Origin of the sequence: Streptomyces sp. NPDC004266 (assembly GCF_042874095.1) — a bacterium.
GTDB lineage: Bacteria > Actinomycetota > Actinomycetes > Streptomycetales > Streptomycetaceae > Streptomyces.
Genome location: NZ_JBIAMM010000009.1, coordinates 147,505 through 166,806, shown reverse-complemented (window position 1 = coordinate 166,806; position 19,302 = coordinate 147,505). Strand labels below are relative to the sequence as shown.

Annotated in this window: 14 protein-coding genes; 7 read left to right on the top strand and 7 right to left on the bottom strand. The window is 72.7% G+C overall.

The features are described from left to right. Positions 1-47: 47 nt before the first annotated feature. Entirely contained in the window at positions 48-1,244 is a 1,197-nt protein-coding gene (locus ACFYUZ_RS22630; RefSeq protein WP_389311939.1) for a cytochrome D1 domain-containing protein, read from the top strand. Between the two features lie 44 nt (positions 1,245-1,288). On the opposite strand, the gene ACFYUZ_RS22625 is transcribed toward ACFYUZ_RS22630, so the two are convergent. The 3 genes from ACFYUZ_RS22625 to ACFYUZ_RS22615 form a co-directional block, all read right to left on the bottom strand. Further along, positions 1,289-2,383 carry a hypothetical protein gene (locus ACFYUZ_RS22625; protein ID WP_389311937.1) on the bottom strand — a complete coding sequence of 365 codons (1,095 nt, stop codon included), beginning with the start codon at positions 2,381-2,383 and terminating at the stop codon, positions 1,289-1,291. Between the two features lie 150 nt (positions 2,384-2,533). Beyond that, complete coding sequence (locus tag ACFYUZ_RS22620; RefSeq protein ID WP_389311935.1) at positions 2,534-2,971, bottom strand: hypothetical protein; 438 nt, start codon at positions 2,969-2,971, stop codon at positions 2,534-2,536. Positions 2,972-3,094: 123 nt separating this feature from the next. Beyond that, on the bottom strand, positions 3,095-3,727 hold the full coding sequence (locus tag ACFYUZ_RS22615) for a dihydrofolate reductase family protein (RefSeq protein WP_389311933.1): 633 nt from the start codon (positions 3,725-3,727) through the stop codon (positions 3,095-3,097). Positions 3,728-4,469: 742 nt separating this feature from the next. On the opposite strand from ACFYUZ_RS22615, the gene ACFYUZ_RS22610 reads away from it, so the two are divergent. The 6 genes from ACFYUZ_RS22610 to ACFYUZ_RS22585 all read left to right on the top strand — a co-directional run bounded on the left by ACFYUZ_RS22610 (position 4,470) and on the right by ACFYUZ_RS22585 (position 14,211). Further along, positions 4,470-5,978, top strand: a complete 1,509-nt coding sequence (locus ACFYUZ_RS22610) for an aldehyde dehydrogenase family protein (protein WP_389311931.1) — start codon at positions 4,470-4,472, stop codon at positions 5,976-5,978. Further along, positions 5,975-7,501 (top strand): GMC family oxidoreductase, encoded by a 1,527-nt coding sequence (locus ACFYUZ_RS22605; protein ID WP_389311929.1) that lies wholly within the window; start codon positions 5,975-5,977, stop codon positions 7,499-7,501. The genes ACFYUZ_RS22610 and ACFYUZ_RS22605 overlap by 4 nt, the downstream gene beginning before the upstream one ends. Beyond that, complete coding sequence (locus ACFYUZ_RS22600) at positions 7,498-8,595, top strand: glycine betaine/L-proline ABC transporter ATP-binding protein (RefSeq protein ID WP_389311927.1); 1,098 nt, start codon at positions 7,498-7,500, stop codon at positions 8,593-8,595. The genes ACFYUZ_RS22605 and ACFYUZ_RS22600 overlap by 4 nt, the downstream gene beginning before the upstream one ends. A gap of 91 nt (positions 8,596-8,686) precedes the next feature. Next, positions 8,687-10,690 carry an ABC transporter permease subunit gene (locus tag ACFYUZ_RS22595; protein WP_389311925.1) on the top strand — a complete coding sequence of 668 codons (2,004 nt, stop codon included), beginning with the start codon at positions 8,687-8,689 and terminating at the stop codon, positions 10,688-10,690. Between the two features lies 1 nt (position 10,691). Next, positions 10,692-11,651 carry an ABC transporter substrate-binding protein gene (locus ACFYUZ_RS22590; RefSeq protein ID WP_389311923.1) on the top strand — a complete coding sequence of 320 codons (960 nt, stop codon included), beginning with the start codon at positions 10,692-10,694 and terminating at the stop codon, positions 11,649-11,651. A gap of 1,192 nt (positions 11,652-12,843) precedes the next feature. Continuing rightward, positions 12,844-14,211, top strand: coding sequence for an MFS transporter (locus tag ACFYUZ_RS22585; protein ID WP_389311921.1), 1,368 nt, complete (start codon positions 12,844-12,846; stop codon positions 14,209-14,211). A gap of 64 nt (positions 14,212-14,275) precedes the next feature. On the opposite strand, the gene ACFYUZ_RS22580 is transcribed toward ACFYUZ_RS22585, so the two are convergent. From ACFYUZ_RS22580 to lnt, 4 genes are all read right to left on the bottom strand, one after another. Further along, complete coding sequence (locus ACFYUZ_RS22580) at positions 14,276-16,171, bottom strand: helix-turn-helix domain-containing protein (protein WP_389311919.1); 1,896 nt, start codon at positions 16,169-16,171, stop codon at positions 14,276-14,278. Positions 16,172-16,239: 68 nt separating this feature from the next. Next, positions 16,240-17,079, bottom strand: a complete 840-nt coding sequence (locus ACFYUZ_RS22575) for a 3-hydroxybutyrate dehydrogenase (protein ID WP_389311918.1) — start codon at positions 17,077-17,079, stop codon at positions 16,240-16,242. Positions 17,080-17,134: 55 nt separating this feature from the next. Next, positions 17,135-17,617, bottom strand: a complete 483-nt coding sequence (locus tag ACFYUZ_RS22570; protein ID WP_389311916.1) for an NUDIX domain-containing protein — start codon at positions 17,615-17,617, stop codon at positions 17,135-17,137. A gap of 43 nt (positions 17,618-17,660) precedes the next feature. Beyond that, positions 17,661-19,259 carry an apolipoprotein N-acyltransferase gene (lnt, locus tag ACFYUZ_RS22565; RefSeq protein ID WP_389311914.1) on the bottom strand — a complete coding sequence of 533 codons (1,599 nt, stop codon included), beginning with the start codon at positions 19,257-19,259 and terminating at the stop codon, positions 17,661-17,663. Between the last annotated feature and the right edge of the window lie 43 nt (positions 19,260-19,302).

Genomic DNA, 19,302 nt, shown 5'->3' with positions numbered 1-19,302 from the left:
CCTTCCGTCTCGCCTCCCGCCCGGTACGGGAAGAAGGGGGAGGACCCATGCGCTCCCGCATCCGTACCGGAGGGCGCCCCATCGCCGCCCCTTTGGAGGCCCCCGTGCCGGCACGCGACTCCCAGGAAGCCACTCGACGCCGGCCCGTCGGGTGGCTCCGCGCGGCCCTGGCCGCCGCGGCCGTAGCCGCCTCGACGGCCGCGCCCGCCACCCCCGCCGCCGCGGCGACGCCACCGCCGCACGACGACACGCCGGCGGCCGACCGCGCCTACGTGGCCAACGCCACCGCCAGGACCGTGTCGTTCCTCGACCTCGACGACCGGACCGTCACCCACACCGTGGCCGTGCCGTCGGGTGCGGTGGACGTGGCCGTCTCCCGACAGCGGCACCGTGCCTTCGTGACCGGCGGCAGCGGCTCGCACACCGTCACGGTCCTCGACACCGAGCGGGCCAGGGTGGTCCGCACCATCCCGGTCGGCGCCCGGCCCGAGGGCGTCGCCGTCAGCCGCGACGGCCGGCGCGCCTACGTCACCAACGCCGACTCCGGCACCGTCTCGGTCATCGACGCCTTCCGCGGCCGGGCCGTGCGCACCGTCCGGGTCGGCTCGTTCCCCAAGGGCGTGGCGGTCTCCCCCGACGGTCGCCGCGTCTACGTCGCCAACCTGCTGTCCGGCAGCGTGTCGATCATCGACACCCGCCGCGACCGGGTCGTGGCGACCGTGCCGCTGGACACCGGTACCGCCGCCTACGACGTGGCCGTCAGCCCGGACGGCGCCCTGGCGTACGTGAGCACGGGCAACGGGGCCGACGCCGTGTCCGTCATCGACACCCGCGCGGCCACCGTCCTCGACACGGTGCCGGTCGAGGCGGGCGCGGAGTCGCTGACGGTGGCGCCCGACGGTTCGTCGGTGTACGTGTCCTCCGGCTTCGGCAACGAGGAGGTGTCGGTCATCGACACCGAGATCGGCGTCGTGGCGCGCAGTTTCCGCGTTCCCGGCGGCGCGGAGGGCCTCGCGCTGGGCTACGACGGGCGGCAGATGTACGTGACCACCGGGCTCGGCTCGCGCTCCACGGTCTACGTCGACACGGAGACCGACCGGGTCATGGGCTCGACGACGGTCGGCACCGGACCGATGAGCGTGGCCGTCGAGTACGAGCCGGAGCCGAGGGCCCCCCGGGCCGGTGCCAAGGGGCACGTCCACTGGAAGACGGGCCGGAAGGAGTCCGACGCGCACACCTCCTGAATCCGGCGCGCTCGCGCGGCGCCCGCGCGCACGGCGGCGGGCGCCTACTGGAAGCTGAGCCGGTGCGGGTGCGCCGGGTCGACGGGGCAGGTGTGGACGCGCATCACGCCGCGGCCGAGGTAGACGCCGACCGGGTCGATCACGTCCGGGTCGTCGGCCGAGTCGCGGTCCTCCAGGGGAAGCCAGCTCCTCGAACCGCCGTCGCACTCCCACTGGTCGACGGTGAGCAGGGGAGGCATCGGTGTGCCGCAGGCCTCGCAGTCGACCGGTGCGGGATCGGTGAGGTGCCAGGACGCGAAGCCGCCCGCCTTCCATCCCGGAGCGATGGACAGGTCCCCCATGTAGTCGACCTCGTACTCCTCCTCCGCCCGCGCACGGGCCGTCGCGGCCTCGTACTCCTCGTACGTGTCGTAGCTCTGCGGCGTGGAGGAGTCGTACGCGTCGTCGTCCTCGTCCTCCTCGTCCTCCTCGTCCAGCAGGCTCTCCTCCCAGTCGGCGATGGCCTCCTGGAGTTCTTCGTCCAGCAGCCCCAGGTACTCGTGCTCGACGACCTGTTCGGGGTGCAGGACGCACGGGGTGGGCACGCACTCCTCGCGGCCCGTCACCGGGGGCTCGGGCTGGTCCGCCAGGACGTCCCCGACCTCCTGCGAGCGCCGCCACTTGAGCACGACGTCGATGGTGCGGTCGGGGCCGTGGACCTCGAAGGGGCACCAGAACACCTGGAGCAGGTCGTGGCCTTCCGGCCCGACGAGGTCGGGGACGTCCCGCGTGTACAGCTGGGCGACGGCCAGCAGCGGGAGGGGATCCTCGTCCCGGAGACCGGGGGCGTGCCGACCCGGCCTCAGGGCGTCGAGGATCCGCCGCTCCTCGTCGGAGAGGTCGCGTCCCCTCGCCTCGGCGAGGATGCGCCGCTTGAGCCGCACGTCGGCCAACCGATGGCCCGTGTCCTTGGCGTGTACCGCGGTGCACACGGGCCACGGCTCGTCGGCAGGCCACGACAGCGGTCCGGCCAGCGAGCTCTCCCCGGCCTTCGCGACGCCCTGGCGGGGGTGAAGGCGGGTGGCCGTGCGCCGGTGGGCGGAGAGGGCGGGGAAGACGTCCTCGACGTCGACGGGACGCGGCGGCGTGGTGCGGGTCATGCGGTCCTCCAGGGCGGTTCGGCGCCGATACCGTACGCCGGTCCGGGCATCACCGCCGACCTGAGAGCTCCCTCGGCACGCGGTCCGCCGTAACCCGCCCGGTAGAAGGCCACCTGCTCGGCGCTCGTCGACGAGTGCACGGCGTACACGTCACCGATGCGCTCGCCGCCGCCCCGACGCCCGTGCCTCCCCTGGGCAGTCCGGCACGCCAGCACCGACACCTGGGGAGTCGGGTTGCCGGTACAGGGTGTACGCCGGGCCGTTGGGATCCGGGACGTCCTCCATGTATACGCCGCGCCCGGCCAGCAGCCGTTCCAGCTTGCCGTAGCGGAGGCGGCGGGCGAAGCGGCCGTACCGCTCACGGATCACGGGGTTGACGGCGCCGCTGCCGAGGGACGACAGCCGATGCACCTGCAGGGTGAAGTGGTGGCCCACCCAAGGATGGTCAGGCGACTCCCGCTGCCAGAAGAACTCGGCCATGCCGTAGTCGCGCCCCATGCCGTGGCCGTCGGGGGAGTTTTCGGCGAAGTCGGCCCCGAGGACGGCCGTGACCTGGTCGGGGCCGTCCGTCGGCCTGGCGCCGAGCACCGTTCCGGACGTGATCGCATCGAGGCAGAAGGCAAGGGAGTACGGAGTCGACGGGTCTTTCCTCGAAGGGCTTTCCTCGCCGGACGGGAGGTGGTCGACGCCCGCCGGCCGCCCCGGCATAGGTCAGGACTCGTCGCCCAGGCCGCGGTCGGGTGCGCTCATGTCTCCCGTGACGGGCGTGCCCTCGGCGCGACCGTAGCGCAGGTGCACGGTGCCCTTGGGGCTGGCCTCCGGAGGCTCCAGGAGCATGACGTTGGTGGGCACCGCGCCGTCCTCGAACACCTTCTTGCCGACGCCGAGCACGACGGGGTGCAGCCAGAGGTCCAGGCGGTCGAAGAGCTTCTCGTGCAGGAGGGTCTGCACCAGGTTCAGGCTGCCCACGACCGTCACCTGCTCATGCCGCTCGCGGATCTCGCGCACCGCGCCGGGCAGGTCCGGGCCGAGCTGCTCGGAGCGGGCCCAGGGCAGGTCGGGCTTGCCACGGGAGGCCACGTACTTCGGGATGCGGTTGAAGAGCGTGCCGAAGTAGTCGTCCTGCTGCGGCCAGTACGAGGCGAAGATGTCGTACGTGCGCCGGCCGAGCAGGAGGGCGTCCGTGCCCTCGTACGCCGCCTGGATCTGGGCGCCCGTGGCCCCGTCGATCAGGGGCGCCTGCCAGCCGCCGAAGGGGAACCCCTCGGGGTCCTCGTCGGGGCCGCCGGGCGCCTGCCCGACGAGGTCGAGGGTCGAGAACATGGCGATGTGGATGAGGCCCATGGCTTGCTCCTGATGCGTCGAACGGTCTCGTCAAGAGGTAGACCCGGGGACGACCGCGGAATCATCGCCGCGAAGCCGGTTCACCCGTTCGAACGAACCCGGCCCCGGACCCTGACGCGGGCCCGAGCACCACGCCGCCTCGGCGCCGCGGCCACCGCATGAGCCCCACGGGCGGGGCACCGGCGGGGCTCATGCGCGCGGCTTCAGGATCCGTGGGGAGGGCTCGTGAGCGAACAGTGATCGAGAACGACGAACACCGGAGGCGAGCCTCGACCGTTTCTCGCCGGTCGGAACCGTGCCGACGGCAAGCTTGCTGCCCACCCGGCCAGGACCACGACGGGTCGGTTACGCGTGTGCCCGAACGCGAACGTCGGTGATGGCCGCCCGGCAGGAGTGCTTCTTGTCGCCGACGAACCTCGGGGTCACGTCCTTGTTCTGGACGCGGAACCAATGATTCGCCGTGTTCCAGACTGCTGCGGGCGGGCCGCCGTCCGGGGCCGGTCGGACTCAGGCGCCCGTGTCGAGGCCGGTGGCCTCGCACGCCTCCGGGGCAGCGCGTGCTCCGGGACGCGCCCGCTCAGCCTGCCTCACCTGCTCCATATGTCCCCTTTCTCGCCACTTTCAGAAGTGAGGGGGATCACTCTCCGTAAGGCATTGCGCATGGATCTCGGAGGTCAGGGCAGGCGGCCCGATCGCCGGGCAACCGGCAGGGGGATTCGAAGAGCGGAAGGCCAGACGCGACGTGACTGCAGTACAACAGACCATCCATGTGGGCGGAGAGTGGCGCGCAGCCCTGTCCGGCGCCACGCGCGAGATCATCGATCCCGCCGACGCGACCGCCTTCGCGGTTGTGGCGGAGGGCGGTGTCCAGGACACGGACGACGCCGTGGCCGCGGCACGAGCCGCGTTCGACGACGGTTCCTGGCCTCGTACGCCGGTCGCCGAGCGGGCCGCCCTGCTGAAGCGTGTCGCCGCCCTGCTGGAGCGCGACCGCGAGCGGATCGGCGCCATGGAGAGCCAGGACGCCGGCAAGACGCTGGAAGAGGGCCGCGCCGACGTCGACTGCGTCCGCGACGCCTTCCTCTACTTCGCCGACCTCGTGGCGAACGAGGACGGCGGGCGGGTCGTCGACGCCGGTTCGGACGAGATCCGCAGTGTCGTCGTGCACGAGCCGGTCGGGGTCTGCGCCCTGATCACTCCGTGGAACTACCCGCTGCTCCAGGCCAGCTGGAAGATCGCGCCCGCCCTCGCCGCAGGCAACACGTTCGTGATCAAGCCCAGCGAGATCACCCCACTGAGCACCGTCGCTCTGATCGAACTGCTTCTGGAGGCCGGACTGCCCCTCGGGGCGGCCAACATCGTCACGGGTCCCGGCGACACCGTCGGCGCGCGGCTCGCCGAGCACCCCGACGTCGACCTCGTTTCCTTCACGGGCGGTCTCGTCAGCGGCACGAAGGTCGCCAGGGCCGCTGCCGACAGCGTGAAGAAGGTCGCCCTCGAACTGGGCGGCAAGAACCCCAACATCGTGTTCGCCGACGCCTGTGCGACGCCGGAGGGGTTCGACACGGCCGTGGACCAGGCGCTCAACGCGGCCTTCATCCACAGCGGCCAGGTCTGCTCCGCCGGCTCCCGTCTCATCGTCGAGGAGTCGCTGCGCGAGCGCTTCGTCGCCGAACTCTCCCGTCGGGCCGAACACATCCGGCTGGGGCGCGGCACGGACCAGGGGGTGGAGTGCGGCCCGCTGGTCTCCGCGGCCCAGTTGACGAGGACCGAGGAGTACGTGGCCTCCGCCCTCGGCGAGGGCGCGGTTCTGCGGGCGGGCGGCGAGAAGCCGGCCGGTCCCGGCTACTTCTTCCGGCCCACGGTCCTGGACCGGTGTCACCGCGGCATGCGGGTCGTCCGCGAGGAGGTCTTCGGTCCCGTGCTCACCGTGGAGACCTTCCGTACGGAAGAGGAGGCCGTCGCCCTCGCCAACGACACCGAGTACGGCCTCGCCGGAGCGGTGTGGACCTCCGACGAGGACCGCGCCCGACGGGTGGCGGCCCGGCTGCGCCACGGCACCGTCTGGATCAACGACTTCCACCCCTACCTGCCCCAGGCGGAATGGGGCGGCTTCGGAAAGTCCGGCATCGGCCGCGAACTGGGGCCCAGCGGTCTCGCCGAATACCGCGAGGCCAAGCACATCTACCAGAACCTCGCCCCGCGCCCCGTGCGCTGGTTCGCGGGCGAGACGCAGAAGGACCAGGCATGAACGACCAGCACGTCTACGACTACGTCGTCGTCGGCGGCGGCACCGCGGGATCGGTGATCGCCTCCCGGCTGACCGAGAACCCGGACGTCACCGTCGCCGTCATCGAGGGCGGCCCCAGTGACGTGGGCCGCGACGACGTCCTCACCCTGCGCCGCTGGATGGGGCTGCTCGGCGGCGAGCTGGACTACGACTACCCCACCACCGAGCAGCCCCGGGGCAACTCGTACATCCGCCACAGCCGTGCCCGGGTGCTGGGCGGCTGCTCCTCGCACAACACTCTCATCGCCTTCAAGCCCCTTCCCTCCGACTGGGACGAGTGGGCCGAGGCCGGTGCCGAGGGGTGGGACGCGGCGGCCATGGACCCCTACTTCGCCCGGCTGCGCAACAACATCGTCCCCGTGGACGAGGCCGACCGGAACGCGATCGCCCGGGACTTCGTCGACGCCGCGCAGACCGCGCTCGGTGTGCCACGCGTCGAGGGCTTCAACAAGCAGCCCTTCCACGAAGGCGTCGGCTTCTTCGACCTCGCCTACCACCCGGAGAACAACAAGCGGTCGTCCGCCTCCGTCGCGTATCTGCACCCGTTCCTGGACCGGCCCAACCTGCACATCGCCCTGGAGACCTGGGCGTTCCGGCTGGAGCTCGAAGGCACCCGCGCCACCGGCGTTCACATCCGCACGAAGGAGGGCGCGGAGCACGTCGTACGCGCCCGGCGCGAGGTCCTGGTGTGCGCGGGCGCCGTGGACACCCCGCGCCTGCTGCTGCACTCCGGCATCGGGCCGCGCGCCGACCTGGAGAAGCTCGGCATACCCGTCGTGCACGACCTGCCGGGCGTCGGGGAGAACCTGCTCGACCACCCCGAGTCGGTCATCGTGTGGGAGACCCACGGCGCGATCCCGGAGAACTCCGCCATGGACTCGGACGCCGGGCTGTTCGTCCGCCGGGACCCGGAGGCCGAGGGGCCGGACCTGATGTTCCACTTCTACCAGATCCCCTTCACCGACAATCCCGAGCGGCTGGGCTACGAACGGCCTGCGCACGGCGTGTCGATGACCCCGAACATCCCCAAGCCGCGCAGCCGCGGCCGGCTCTACCTGACGAGCGCCGACCCCGAGGTCAAGCCCGCTCTCGACTTCCGGTACTTCACCGACGAGGACGACTACGACGGCCGGACCCTCGTCGACGGGATCCGTATCGCTCGGCGGATCGCGGCGAGCGAACCGCTGGCCGGATGGCTGAAGCGCGAGGTGTGCCCGGGGCCCGAGATCACCTCCGACGAGGAACTCAGCGCCTATGCACGGCAGGTCGCGCACACCGTCTACCACCCTGCCGGCACCTGCCGTATGGGCGCCGTCGACGACGAACTCGCCGTCGTCGCACCCGACCTGAGGATCCGGGGCCTCGACGGCATCCGGATCGCCGACGCGTCCGTCTTCCCGACCATGACCGCCGTCAACCCCATGATCGGCGTGCTCATGGTCGGCGAGAAATGCGCCGACCTGCTGGGAGGCACCACCCGATGAACACCCCCCACACTCCGCCGCTCACCACGACGCCGTCGCAGAGCCCCGCGGACTCCGTCTTCTCCGTACGCGGCCTGTGGAAGGTCTTCGGCACGAAGGCCGAGCGCGTGCCCGCCGACCAGGAGCTCGCCTCCCTCGGCGCCGCCGAACTGCGCGAGCGCACCGGCTGCACCGCCGCCGTCCGCGACGTCTCCTTCGACGTCCGCAAGGGTGAGGTCTTCGTCGTCATGGGCCTGTCGGGCTCAGGCAAGTCGACGCTCGTACGCTGCCTGACCCGGCTCATCGAGCCGACCTCGGGAACGATCTCCATCGACGGCGAGGACGTGCTGTCCATGGACTCCGGCCGGCTCCGCGAACTGCGTCGGCACCGGGCGGCGATGGTCTTCCAGCACTTCGGGCTGCTGCCGCACCGGACGGTGCTCGACAACGTCGCGTACGGGCTCGAGATCCAGGGCGTGGGGCGCGGCGAACGGCGCGAGCGGGCGGCGGAGTTCGTCGCCAAGGTCGGCCTGGGCGGCATGGAGCAACGCAGGCCGGGCCAGTTGTCCGGCGGCCAGCAACAGCGGGTCGGACTGGCCCGCGCGCTCGCCGTGGACCCCGAAGTCCTCCTGTTCGACGAGCCGTTCAGCGCACTGGACCCCCTCATCCGCCGTGAGATGCAGGAGGAGGTCGTCCGTCTGCACCGGGAGGAGGGACGCACGATGGTCTTCATCACGCACGACCTGAGCGAGGCACTGAAGCTCGGCGACCGCATCGCGCTGATGCGCGACGGCCGGATCGTGCAGCTCGGCACACCGGAGGAGATCGTGGGCGCCCCCGCCGACGACTACGTCAGGGACTTCGTCCGGGACGTGCCGCGCGAGCAGGTGCTGACCGTCCGCTCGGCGATGCGCCCCGCGCTCGCCGGCGAACGTGAGACCGGCCCCGCGCTCGCCCCCGGCGCCACCGTCCACGAGGCCATCGAAGCCGTTGCCCGTACGGGTGAGAACGCGCGGGTCGTCGAGGACGGGCGGTGCCTCGGTGTGGTCGACCACGCGGGACTCCTCGGTGTCGTCGCCGGGGTCCCGGCCGCGGCGGGGAAGGCGGTGGCCTGATGTACTCCCATACGACCTGGCCGCCACCGTGCGGCACGACCGGTGCCGACGCCGTGGGAGAGCGGACGCGCGGCGCGGGGCGGTGGGGCCGATGACCGTCACCGTCACACCTGCTCCTCCCGGCCGCACGGCCGCCGGCAAGGCCGGAACCGGTAATGCCGGAGCCGTTGACACCAGGACCGCCGCGCTGCGCGCGCTCGCGCGGCACCGCGGCCGGCTGATCGGTGCCGGGACGGCCGTCGCGCTCGTCCTGGGTGCGGTGCTCCTGGGCGGCGGCGGCTGGCCGGCCCGGCTCGCCGTCGACGTGTCCGGGCCGCTCGACCGCACCAGCGACTGGATCATCGACAACCGCGACGGCCACCCGCTGTTCCTCTACTTCCTCGGCCACGTCAGCAACACCGTGGTCGTCTCGGTCCGCGCGGTGTACCTGCTGCTGCTCACCGTCGGGTGGGCCGGCGTCACCGCCGCCGCCGGCCTGGTGGCCTGGCGTGTCGCGGGCGTACGGCTCGCGCTGACCTCCGTCGCCGCCTTCGCCGTGTGCGGACTGCTCGGCATGTGGGTGCCCACCATGCAGACGCTCGCCCTGATGGTGGTCGCCGTCGCCGCGTCCGTGCTGCTCGGTGGTCTCCTCGGGCTCGCCGCCGGCCTGTCGGACCGTGTGCACCGGATCCTGCGCCCGGTGCTCGACACCATGCAGGCGCTGCCGGCCTTCGCGTATCTGCTGCCCGTCGTCCTGGTCTTCGGCATCGGCGTGCCGGCGGCCGTACTCGCGACCGTCGTCTACGCAGCCCCGCCCATGGCCCGGCTCACCGCGCTCGGGCTCCGCGGCGCGGACGCCGGCGTCATGGAGGCCGCCGCGTCCCTCGGTGCCACCGGGAGGCAGCGGCTGCTGACCGCCCGGCTGCCGCTGGCCCGCAAAGAACTCCTGCTCGGCGTCAACCAGTCGATCATGATGGCCCTGGGAATGGCCGTGATCGCGTCCGTCATCGGTGCGGGCGGCCTCGGCGACCGCGTCTACCAGGCGCTGGCCTCCGTCGACGTCGGTGCCGCGCTGGCCGCCGGTGTGCCGATCGTGCTGCTCGCCATCGTCCTGGACCGGGTCACCGCCGCGGCGGGAGAGCGGATCGGTGCGGCTCCGGTCCGCCGTGCCGGACTCGGCTGGGCCGTCGCCCTCGTGGTGACCGCCGCCGTCGCCCTCGGGGGCCGTCTGTCCGACCGGCTCTCCTGGCCCGACGCGTGGACGATGGACGTCGCCGAGCCCGTCAACGGGGCCGTCGACTGGATGACCGACCACCTCTACTCCGGCGTGCCCGTCGTCGGCGGTACCGCCGACTGGGCGGGGCGGTTCACCACCTGGGTCCTCAACCCCTTGCGCGACGGACTGCAGTGGCTGCCCTGGTGGGCGGTGCTGTTGACCGTCGGCGCGCTCGCCCTGCTCATCGGCACCTGGCGCACCGCGGCCACCGCCGTCCTCGCGATGGGCGTGATCGGTGTGCTCGGCGTCTGGGACCCGGCGCTCGACACGCTGTCCCAGGTCCTGGCGGCCGTGGCCGTGACCCTGCTGCTCGGCGTCGCCCTCGGGGTCGCCGCGGCCCGCAGCACCCGGCTGGGCCGCGCGCTCCGTCCGGTGCTCGACGTCTTCCAGACGCTGCCGCAGTTCGTGTACCTGATCCCCGTGGTCGCCCTGTTCGGCGTGGGCCGCGCCCCAGCGGTCGCGGCCGCCGTGGTCTACGCGCTGCCCGCGGTGGTACGGATCACGGCCCAGGGGGTGCGCGCGGTGGACCCGGCCGCACTGGAGTCCTCGCGCTCGCTGGGCGCGACCGGACGGCAGCAACTGCTCCAGGTCCAGCTGCCGCTGGCCCGGCCCGCGCTGCTGCTCGCCGTCAACCAGGGCGTGGTGCTGGTCCTCGCGGTCGTCGTCATCGGCGGCCTCGTGGGCGGCGGCGCACTCGGTTACGACGCGGTCTTCGGCCTCGCCCAGGGCGACCTCGCGACCGGTCTGGTCGCCGGTGCCGCGATCGTCTGCCTCGGGCTGATGCTCGACCGCGTCACCCAGCCCACGGAACGCCGCGACCTCGCCGGAAAGGGGGCCTGACATGGCTCGCACACGCTTCGCCGCACTCGCGGCCGCCGTCGGCCTGACGGCCCTCACCGGCTGCGGCGCCGCCGACATGACGCAGCAGGCCTCCCCGTACGCCGACGCCAAGGGCTCCCGCACGGTGACCCTCTCCGTGCAGTCGTGGGTGGGAGCGCAGGCCAACGTAGCCGTCGCCCAGTACCTGCTGGAGCACGAGCTCGGCTACCGGGTGGACACCGTCCAGATCGACGAGGTCCCCGCCTGGGACGCGCTCAGCCAGGGCCGGGTGGACGCCATCCTGGAGGACTGGGGCCACCCGGAGCAGGAGAAGCGGTACATCGACGACAAGGGGACGATCGAGCGGGGCGGCGATCTGGGTGTGACCGGCCACATCGGCTGGTTCGTGCCGACGTACTTCGCCGAGCAGCACCCGGACGTCACCGACTGGAAGAACCTGAACAAGTACGCGGAGGAGTTCCGCACCGCGGAGAGCGGCGGCAAGGGCCAGCTGCTGGACGGCTCCCCGTCGTACGTGACGAACGACAAGGCGCTCGTGAACAACCTGGACCTCGACTACCACGTCGTGTTCGCGGGCTCGGAGGCGGCGCAGATCACGCAGATCAGGCAGTTCGCCAAGGAGAAGAAGCCGTTCCTGACCTACTGGTACCAGCCCCAGTGGCTGTTCGAGAAGGTGCCGATGACGGAGGTGAAGCTGCCCGCCCACGAGGAGGGCTGCGACTCCGACCCGGAGAAGGTGGCCTGCGCGTATCCGCACACGCCGCTCCAGAAGTTCCTCAACGCCCGCTTCGCGGAGGGCGGAGGCGACGCCGCCGCCTTCCTGAAGAAGTTCCGGTGGACGACCGCGATGCAGAACGACGTCTCCCTGATGATCGCGGAGCAGAAACTGTCGCCGCAGGAAGCGGCGGGCCGCTGGGTGAAGGAGAACGAGGCCACCTGGCGGACGTGGCTCCCCTCCTGACGCGGATGCGGCAGCCTGGCCCTGCCTGCAGAGCCGTACCCCGGGTGGACGGAGCTCAGTGCTTCAGCAGGTCGTCCAGTTCGGCCGCGAGGAGTCGGGCGGGGTCGAATCGTGCGCCGGCGGGCGACCTGCCGGAAGGGTGGCCGCCCAGCGCACCCATGCCGGGAAAACCAAGGCCGGCCCGTCCTGTGGACGGGCCCGCCTCATGGATCAGCTGGATCCACAGCTCGACCGTCGGATTGCTCCCGGGAAGTCCGGCGGAAGCCCGTCGGGACCCACCGTGCCGTTCACCGGTCCGGCCAGGCATGCCGTGAGAGTGAGCGTTTTCCCACCTCACGCTGATGCGTGGTGGAGGACGAGGACGGCCTTCACGACGTCGGTGATGCGGTGGGTGCCGCAGCGGGGCTTCCGCAGGAGGCGCCGGCCTTTCAGGGTGGCCATGGCCCGCTCGCTCAGGCAGCGAGTCTTGGCGTGGATGGTGTGGTGGCGGCGCTGCCCTCTCTTGAGGCGGCAACCGCGAAACGGTACTCGGATGAGCCCACCGACGCCTCGGCACTCCCTGTCCGGCCCAGCACGTGAGCCCTGCGCCAGCGAGGGCCTCGGTGAGGTGATTCCGTGCTGCCTGGCGGCGGTCAGGGCGTGGGCCGATCCGGGCAGGGTCGGTGAGGCCCGGAGCAGTACGGGGTGTCGGCGACGCTGCGGTCGACCGGCAACAGGGTGCCGTCGCCGACTTCTCCCGCAAGCCGTGGACCCCACACCCCTCAGGCGGCGCCCACATGAATCTGCCTCCTTCGCCGCCGCGGGCATGCAAAAGACCCGTCCGGGTCCGAAGTGGAATGATGCCGGCCGCTGCTGTGACGACCGTGCCCGGTCCGTCCCATGTGTGCGGGTTCCGTTCTCCGCAGTCAGCACCGAGTCAGCACGGGAGAGGTGAACACGGGTGCTGACATGGGGTTTCAGTCAGCACGGGAGTCAGCACGGCGGCCTCATATCATCCCCCATCAGCGCAACACGGACAGGCGCTGATCCGGCTGTTCCGCAGGGCTCCGCGAGGCCGTGCAGGCGGGTCATGGCGGCCGGGCGCATGCGGGAGCGTCGAACTATAGTGTCCCACCACATACGCCCCTGACCTGCGCCTTCCTACGGTATGGCGACACCGAAACGTCCCCGCACATGCCTGGAAGTGGTGCACATGGCCGCCGCAACTCCCTCCCCGACGCCACCCGGCTCCCTCAAGCGCATCGTCGCCGCCAGCCTCATCGGGACCACCATCGAGTGGTACGACTTCTTCCTCTACGGGTCGGCCGCCGCGCTGGTGTTCAACAAGCTGTTCTTCCCCGAGTCCGATCCGCTGGTCGGGACTCTCCTCTCGTTCCTGACCTACGCGGTCGGGTTCGCCGCGCGGCCGCTCGGCGCGCTCGTCTTCGGGCACTACGGGGACCGGCTCGGGCGGAAGAAGCTGCTGGTCCTGAGCCTGCTCATGATGGGCGGCGCGACCTTCGCCATCGGCCTCCTGCCGACGCACGCGGCCGTGGGCTCCGTCGCCCCGGTGCTGCTCACGGCGCTGCGGCTGGTGCAGGGCTTCGCGCTCGGCGGCGAGTGGGGCGGGGCCGTCCTGCTCGTGTCCGAGCACGGCGACGCGAAGCGGCGCGGGTTCTGGGCCTCCTGGCCGCAGACCGGCGCGCCGGCCGGCCAGCTGCTCGCGACCGGCGTGCTGTCCGCGCTGACCGCGCTGCTGTCGGACGCCGCCTTCGCCTCCTGGGGCTGGCGCGTTCCCTTCCTGCTCTCCGGCGTCCTGGTGGTCGTCGGGCTGTGGATCCGGCTCTCGGTCGACGAGTCGCCGGTCTTCAAGGCGGCGCTCGCCGCAGCCGAGGAGCGCAGGGCGGTCGCCGGTCAGGTCGAGAAGATGCCGCTGGTCGCGGTCCTCAGGCACCACTGGCGGGACGTGCTGATCGCGATGGGCGCCCGCATGGCGGAGAACATCTCGTACTACGTCATCACCGCGTTCATCCTCGTGTACGCGACCACGCAGGTCGGCCTGAGCAAGCAGACCGCGCTGAACGCCGTCCTCATCGCCTCCGCCGTCCACTTCGCCGTCATCCCCGCCTGGGGCGCGCTCTCCGACCGGATCGGCCGCCGCCCGGTCTACCTGATCGGCGCGGTCGGCGTCGGCGCCTGGATGTTCCCCTTCTTCCTGCTGATCGACCACGGCAGCTTCGGCTCCCTGCTGCTCGCCGTCACGGTCGGCCTGGTCCTGCACGGCGCGATGTACGCGCCGCAGGCGGCCTTCTTCTCCGAGATGTTCGCGACCCGGATGCGCTACTCCGGCGCCTCCATCGGCGCCCAGTTCTCCTCCGTGGCCGCCGGCGCCCCCGCGCCGCTCATCGCGACCGCGCTCCTCGCCGACTACGGCAGCTCGACCCCGATCGCCCTGTACGTGATCGCCGCCGCGCTGCTCACCACCGTCGCGATCGCCGCCGCCCGCGAGACCCGCGACCGGGACCTCGGCGAGATCGACGACCGCAGCCCCGAGGCCGCCCGGGTCCGCGCCGACGCCTGATCCGGAGCCCGGAAGGCCCCGTGTCCCGCTCGACCCGAGCGGGACACGGGGCCTTCTCCGTGCGTCACCCGCCCGTGACGGCGTCCGACAGGGCGTGCAGGCGCAGGGCGAGCTGGATCTCCAGGGCGCGGGCGGGGGACTGCCAGTCGGGGCCGAGCAGCCGGCCGACGCGCTCCAGGCGCTGGGCCACCGTGTTGACGTGGACGTGGAGTTCGTCCTTGGTGCGGGCCGGGCTCATGCCGCTGGCGAAGTAGGCGTCCAGGGTGCGGACCAGTTCGGTGCCGCGCCGCCGGTCGTACGCGACGACCTGACCGATCGTCCGGCCCACGAAGCCGTCGACGTCCCGGCCGTCGGCGAGGAGCAGGCCGAGGAAGCCGAGGTCCTCGGCGGCCGCGCCCTGCCCCGAGCGGTGCAGCAGGACGAGCGCGTCCAGACAGCGGCGGGCCTCCTGGTAGGCGACGGCGACCTGGTCCGGTCGGTCGAGGGGCGTCCGTACGGGCGCGGAGGCGCCGACGGTGACCGGCTCGCGCAGGGTGCCGCCGAGGCTCCGGGCGGTCTGGCGGGCGAGGTCGGCGGCGCTCTCCCCCGGGCCGAGCGGCAGCAGCAGGACCGTCCCGCCGTCGCGGGCCGAGGCGAGGCCGTGCCGGGTGGCGGCCAGGTGCGAGGCGGCCGACCACAGGCGCTGGCGGTCGGCGCTCTCGCGGCCTCCGGCGTCGCCCTCGGAGGCGTCGCCGGCGGCCCGGTCGATGCGGGCGGCGAGCACGACGTGCGGTGCCTCGCTGTCCGTGCGGAGCCGGGCGGCGCGCTCGCGGAGCAGCCGGCGGTCCCGGTCGGGGGCGTCGAGGAGGTCGTCGAGGAGCTCGCCCCGCACCCGCTGCTCGGCCTCGCCCGCCGAGCGGCGGGCGAGCAGCAGCAGGGAGGTGACGAGGGCGGCGCGCTCCAGGGTGCGCTGGTCGACGGGGTCGAGGTCGGGCTGGCCGTGGAGCACGAGGGCGCCCAGGGTCTCGCCGCCGGCCGACACGGCGGCCACCCAGTCGTCGCCCTCGCGGACCGCGTGGCCCCCGGTGCGGCGGGCGGAGCCGGCGCCCGCCTCGGTGAACTCGACGGTGCCGCCGAGGACCTCGGAGACGGCGTCGGCGACGTCGTGGACGCCGCCGCCCCGCAGGACCAGTTCGGAGAGCCGGTCGTGGACCTCGGAGGCCCGCTCGATGACACCGCTGTGCTCGCGGATGATGTCGTTGGCCCGCTCCAGCTCGGCGAGGGCCGAGCGGGTCTCGGCGAGCAGGTTGGCCGTGTCGATGGCGACGGCGGCGTGCGCGGCGAAGGAGCCGAGCAGCGCGACCTGTTCGCGCTCGAAGACCCTGGCCCTGCGGTCGGCGGCGAACAGCACGCCGATGACCTGGCTGCCGAGGCTGAGCGGCACGCCGAGGATGGCGACGAGGCCCTCGTCCCGTACCGCCGCGTCGATGGTGCGCGTGTGCTGGAAGCGCGGATCCTCGAAGTAGTCCTCGGTGACGTACGGGCGGGCGGTCTGGGCGACGAGGCCGCCGAGCCCCTCGCCCATGCCGAGGCGCACCTGCTGGAACCGGGCGGAGACCGAGCCCTCGGTGACCCGCATGTACGTGTCGCCGGCGGCCGGGTCGTTGAGGCTGAGGTACGCGACCTCGGTGCCGAGGAGCGAGCGGGCGCGCTGCACGATGGCGCGCAGCACCGCGTCGAGGTCGCGGAGTCCCGCGAGGTCGTGGGCGGTGGCGAAGAGGGCGGAGAGCTCCGCCTCGCGCCGCCGCCGCCCCTCCAGCTCGGCCCGGACCCGCAGCGCGAGCTGCTTGGCCTCTTCGAGCTCGGCCAGCGCTTCGGGACCCGCGCCGCTCGCACGGGCGAGCAGCACGGGCCGGTCGTAGGCCTCCGTCCCTGCTCCCCGGGCGAGGAGTTCCAGGTAGGAGACGTGTTCGTGGGGCATGGACACAGGGATACCTGCCGTACGTGTGGTCGCACCACCCCTGTGGACGGGCTTCCCGGCGGACCGCCTCAGTGGGCGGTCCAACCGCCGTCGAGAGTGAGGGAGGTGCCGGTGATGAAGGAGGCCTGCGGGGTGCAGAGGTAGAGGACGGCCTCGGCGACCTCCTGCGGCTCGATGAGCCGCTTGAGGGCCGAGTCCTTGAGGAGGACCTCGGCGACGACGCGCTCCGGCGGGATGCCGTGGGCGGCGGCCTGGTCGGCGATCTGCCGTTCGACCAGCGGGGTGCGGACGTAGCCGGGGTTGACGCAGTTGGAGGTGACCCCGTGCGGGGCGCCTTCGAGGGCGGCGGTCTTGGAGAGGCCCTCCAGACCGTGTTTGGCGGCCACGTAGGCGGACTTGAAGGCGGACGCGCGCAGTCCATGGACGGAGGAGAGGTTCACGATCCGCCCCCATCCCTGCTCGTACATGTGGGGCAGGGCGCCCCGGATGAGCCGGAAGGGCGCCTCCAGCATCACGGTGAGCACGGTGTGGAAGACGTCCGGCGGGAACTCCTCGATGGGGCGGACCAGCTGGATCCCGGCGTTGTTGACGAGGATGTCGGTGCCGGCGGCCACCGCCTCCGCGGCGTCCAGGTCGGTCAGGTCGAGGAGCCGCGGTTCGAGGTCGCCGGGGAGCGTGCCGGCCTCCTCGGCCAGGCTCTCCAGGCCCTCGGCGGCCCGGTCGACGGCTCTGACCCGGGCCCCGGCGGCGGCGAGCCGCAGCGCGCAGGCGCGCCCGATGCCGCCGGCCGCGCCGGTGACGAGCGCGGTGCGGCCGGTGAGGTCGAGGGCGAGCCCCGCGGCGCGGGGCAGGGGCGAGGCGACGTCGGCACCGGGCTCGGTGCCGGAGACGGTGATGGGGGCGCTCATGCTCCGCACCCTATGAACGGGCCCCTCCCCCACCGATGTGTGCCGGGCCCATAGTTCAGCTGGTTGCTGTGGTGCGGAACCATGTGGGTTCATCGGCGAGCGCCTTCTCGATCCGGAGGTACGAGAAACGCTTCATCTCCGGAAGCTCGTCCACCCCGAACCAGCCGACCTCGGTGGACTCCTCGTCGTTGACCCGCGCCTCGCCTCCGATCGCCCGGCAGCGGAACGAGACGTCCATGTACTGGCAGATGTCGCCGTTCGGGTAGACGACGGGCTTGCGCAGGGTCTCCACGAGCACGATCCGCTCGGGCACGCAGCGCACCGCGGTCTCCTCGAACACCTCGCGCACGGCGCAGTCGGCGGGCTGCTCCCCCGGGTCGACGATGCCGCCGATGACCGCCCACAGGCCGTTGTCGGCCCGCTTGCCGAGCAGGACGCGGCCCCGGTCGTCGAGGACGACGGCGCTGACACCCGGCAGGAAGAGCAGCTGGTGGCCGGCCGTCTCGCGCAGTTCGCGGATGAAGTCAGGAGTGCCCATGCCCCGACCCTAGATCATCTACGGACCGGGGCCGGGGCCGCGTTCAGGCCGCCGGGGTCCGGCGGGCGCGCACCGCGCGGGCGCCCGCCCAGCCGAGTCCGACCACCGCGAGCACCGCGAGCAGGGCCTCGGGCAGGGTGCCCAGCCGGGTCGCGGGGGTCTGCGAGGAGCGCAGCGGCACCTTCTCGACGAGGACGTCCGGGGTGAACATCTTCGTCCGGGAGACGATCTCGCCGTCGGGGCGGATGATCGCGCTGACGCCGCTGGTCACGGGCACGACGACCGACCGGCTGTGCTCGACCGCGCGCACCCGGCTCATCGCGAGCTGCTGGTAGGTCATCTCGCTGCGGCCGAAGGTGGCGTTGTTGCTGGGGACGGAGATCAGCTGGGCGCCGTGGGTGACGGTGTCGCGGACGGCCCAGTCGAAGGCCGCCTCGTAGCAGGTCGCCAGGCCCACCTTCGTACCGGCGAGGTCGAAGACGCCGACCTCGGTGCCGGCGCCGAAGTCCCGGCTCACCCGGTCGACGTTGCTGTTGAAGATCCTTACGAAGGAGCGCATCGGGATGTACTCGCCGAAGGGCTGGACGTGCCGCTTGTCGTACGTGGCGACGGGGCCGCGCTCGGGGTCCCACTGGATGAGCGTGTTGCGGAGCTTGCCGGTCTCGGGGGTGACGACGGCGCCGATCACGGTGGGCACGCCGATCGCCTTGACGGCGCCGTCGATGACGTCGGCCGCGTCGGCGTTCGCGTACGGGTCGATGTCGGAGGAGTTCTCCGGCCACAGCACGAAGTCGGGCTGCGGCTCGCGGCCCTCCTCGACGGCCCGGGCGAGCTCGCGGGTGCGGGCGACGTGGTTGTCGAGGACGGCCCGGCGCTGGGCGTTGAAGTCGAGGCCGAGGCGGGGCACGTTGCCCTGGACGGCCGCGACGGTGGCGGTGCCGTCCTCGGCGGAGTCGTCGACGAGGGGCAGCGCGGCGAGGGCGCCGGTGACCGGGACGAGGAGCGCGAGCGCCGCGGCGGCGAGCGGGCCGCGCGGGAGGGTGCCGGTGGCCCGGTACGCGAGGAACCGCCGGCACGCCTCGTACAGGCCGAAGCCGCACAGGGCGACCGCGAAGCCGAGCACCGGGGTGCCGCCGACGGCGGCGAGCGGCAGGAAGAGGCCGTCCGCCTGTCCGAAGGCCACCTTGCCCCAGGGGAAGCCGCCGAAGGGCACGCGCGCGCGTGCCCCCTCGGCGAGGATCCACACCCCGGCCGCGAAGAAGGGCCACCAGGGGAGCCGGGAGACGGCCGCGATGCCGAGGCCGGCGGCGGCGACGAAGAGCGCCTCGACGGCGGCGAGGGCCAGCCAGGGACCGGCGCCGACCTCCTCGCCGGTCCACACGAGGAGCGGCAGCAGGAAGCCGAGCCCCACGAGATGGCCGAGGCCGAAACCGGCGCGGAGCCGGCGGCCCCGCAGGGTCCAGCCGAGCAGCGCGAAGGCGGGCAGCGCGAGCCACCACAGGGGGCGCGGGGGGAAGCTCAGGTAGAGCAGGAACCCGGACAGCAGAGCCGCCCCGGGCCGTGCGAACCGCCGCAGCCGGGCGGCCGGCGTGGGGGCGGTGTCGGGTCCGGGCGCGTCGACGGGGGTGATGGTGGCGCTCACCCAGCGGAGTCTACGGGGCTTTCCTGTCCCTCAGGAGGGCGGT

Coding starts and splice junctions, on each gene's coding strand:
- ACFYUZ_RS22630 (WP_389311939.1), top strand. CDS start 48: ATGCGCTCCCGCATCCGTACCGGAGGGCGCCCCATCGCCGCCCCTTTG.
- ACFYUZ_RS22625 (WP_389311937.1), bottom strand. CDS start 2,383: ATGACCCGCACCACGCCGCCGCGTCCCGTCGACGTCGAGGACGTCTTC.
- ACFYUZ_RS22615 (WP_389311933.1), bottom strand. CDS start 3,727: ATGGGCCTCATCCACATCGCCATGTTCTCGACCCTCGACCTCGTCGGG.
- ACFYUZ_RS22605 (WP_389311929.1), top strand. CDS start 5,975: ATGAACGACCAGCACGTCTACGACTACGTCGTCGTCGGCGGCGGCACC.
- ACFYUZ_RS22600 (WP_389311927.1), top strand. CDS start 7,498: ATGAACACCCCCCACACTCCGCCGCTCACCACGACGCCGTCGCAGAGC.
- ACFYUZ_RS22595 (WP_389311925.1), top strand. CDS start 8,687: ATGACCGTCACCGTCACACCTGCTCCTCCCGGCCGCACGGCCGCCGGC.
- ACFYUZ_RS22590 (WP_389311923.1), top strand. CDS start 10,692: ATGGCTCGCACACGCTTCGCCGCACTCGCGGCCGCCGTCGGCCTGACG.
- ACFYUZ_RS22585 (WP_389311921.1), top strand. CDS start 12,844: ATGGCCGCCGCAACTCCCTCCCCGACGCCACCCGGCTCCCTCAAGCGC.
- ACFYUZ_RS22580 (WP_389311919.1), bottom strand. CDS start 16,171: ATGCCCCACGAACACGTCTCCTACCTGGAACTCCTCGCCCGGGGAGCA.
- ACFYUZ_RS22575 (WP_389311918.1), bottom strand. CDS start 17,079: ATGAGCGCCCCCATCACCGTCTCCGGCACCGAGCCCGGTGCCGACGTC.
- ACFYUZ_RS22570 (WP_389311916.1), bottom strand. CDS start 17,617: ATGGGCACTCCTGACTTCATCCGCGAACTGCGCGAGACGGCCGGCCAC.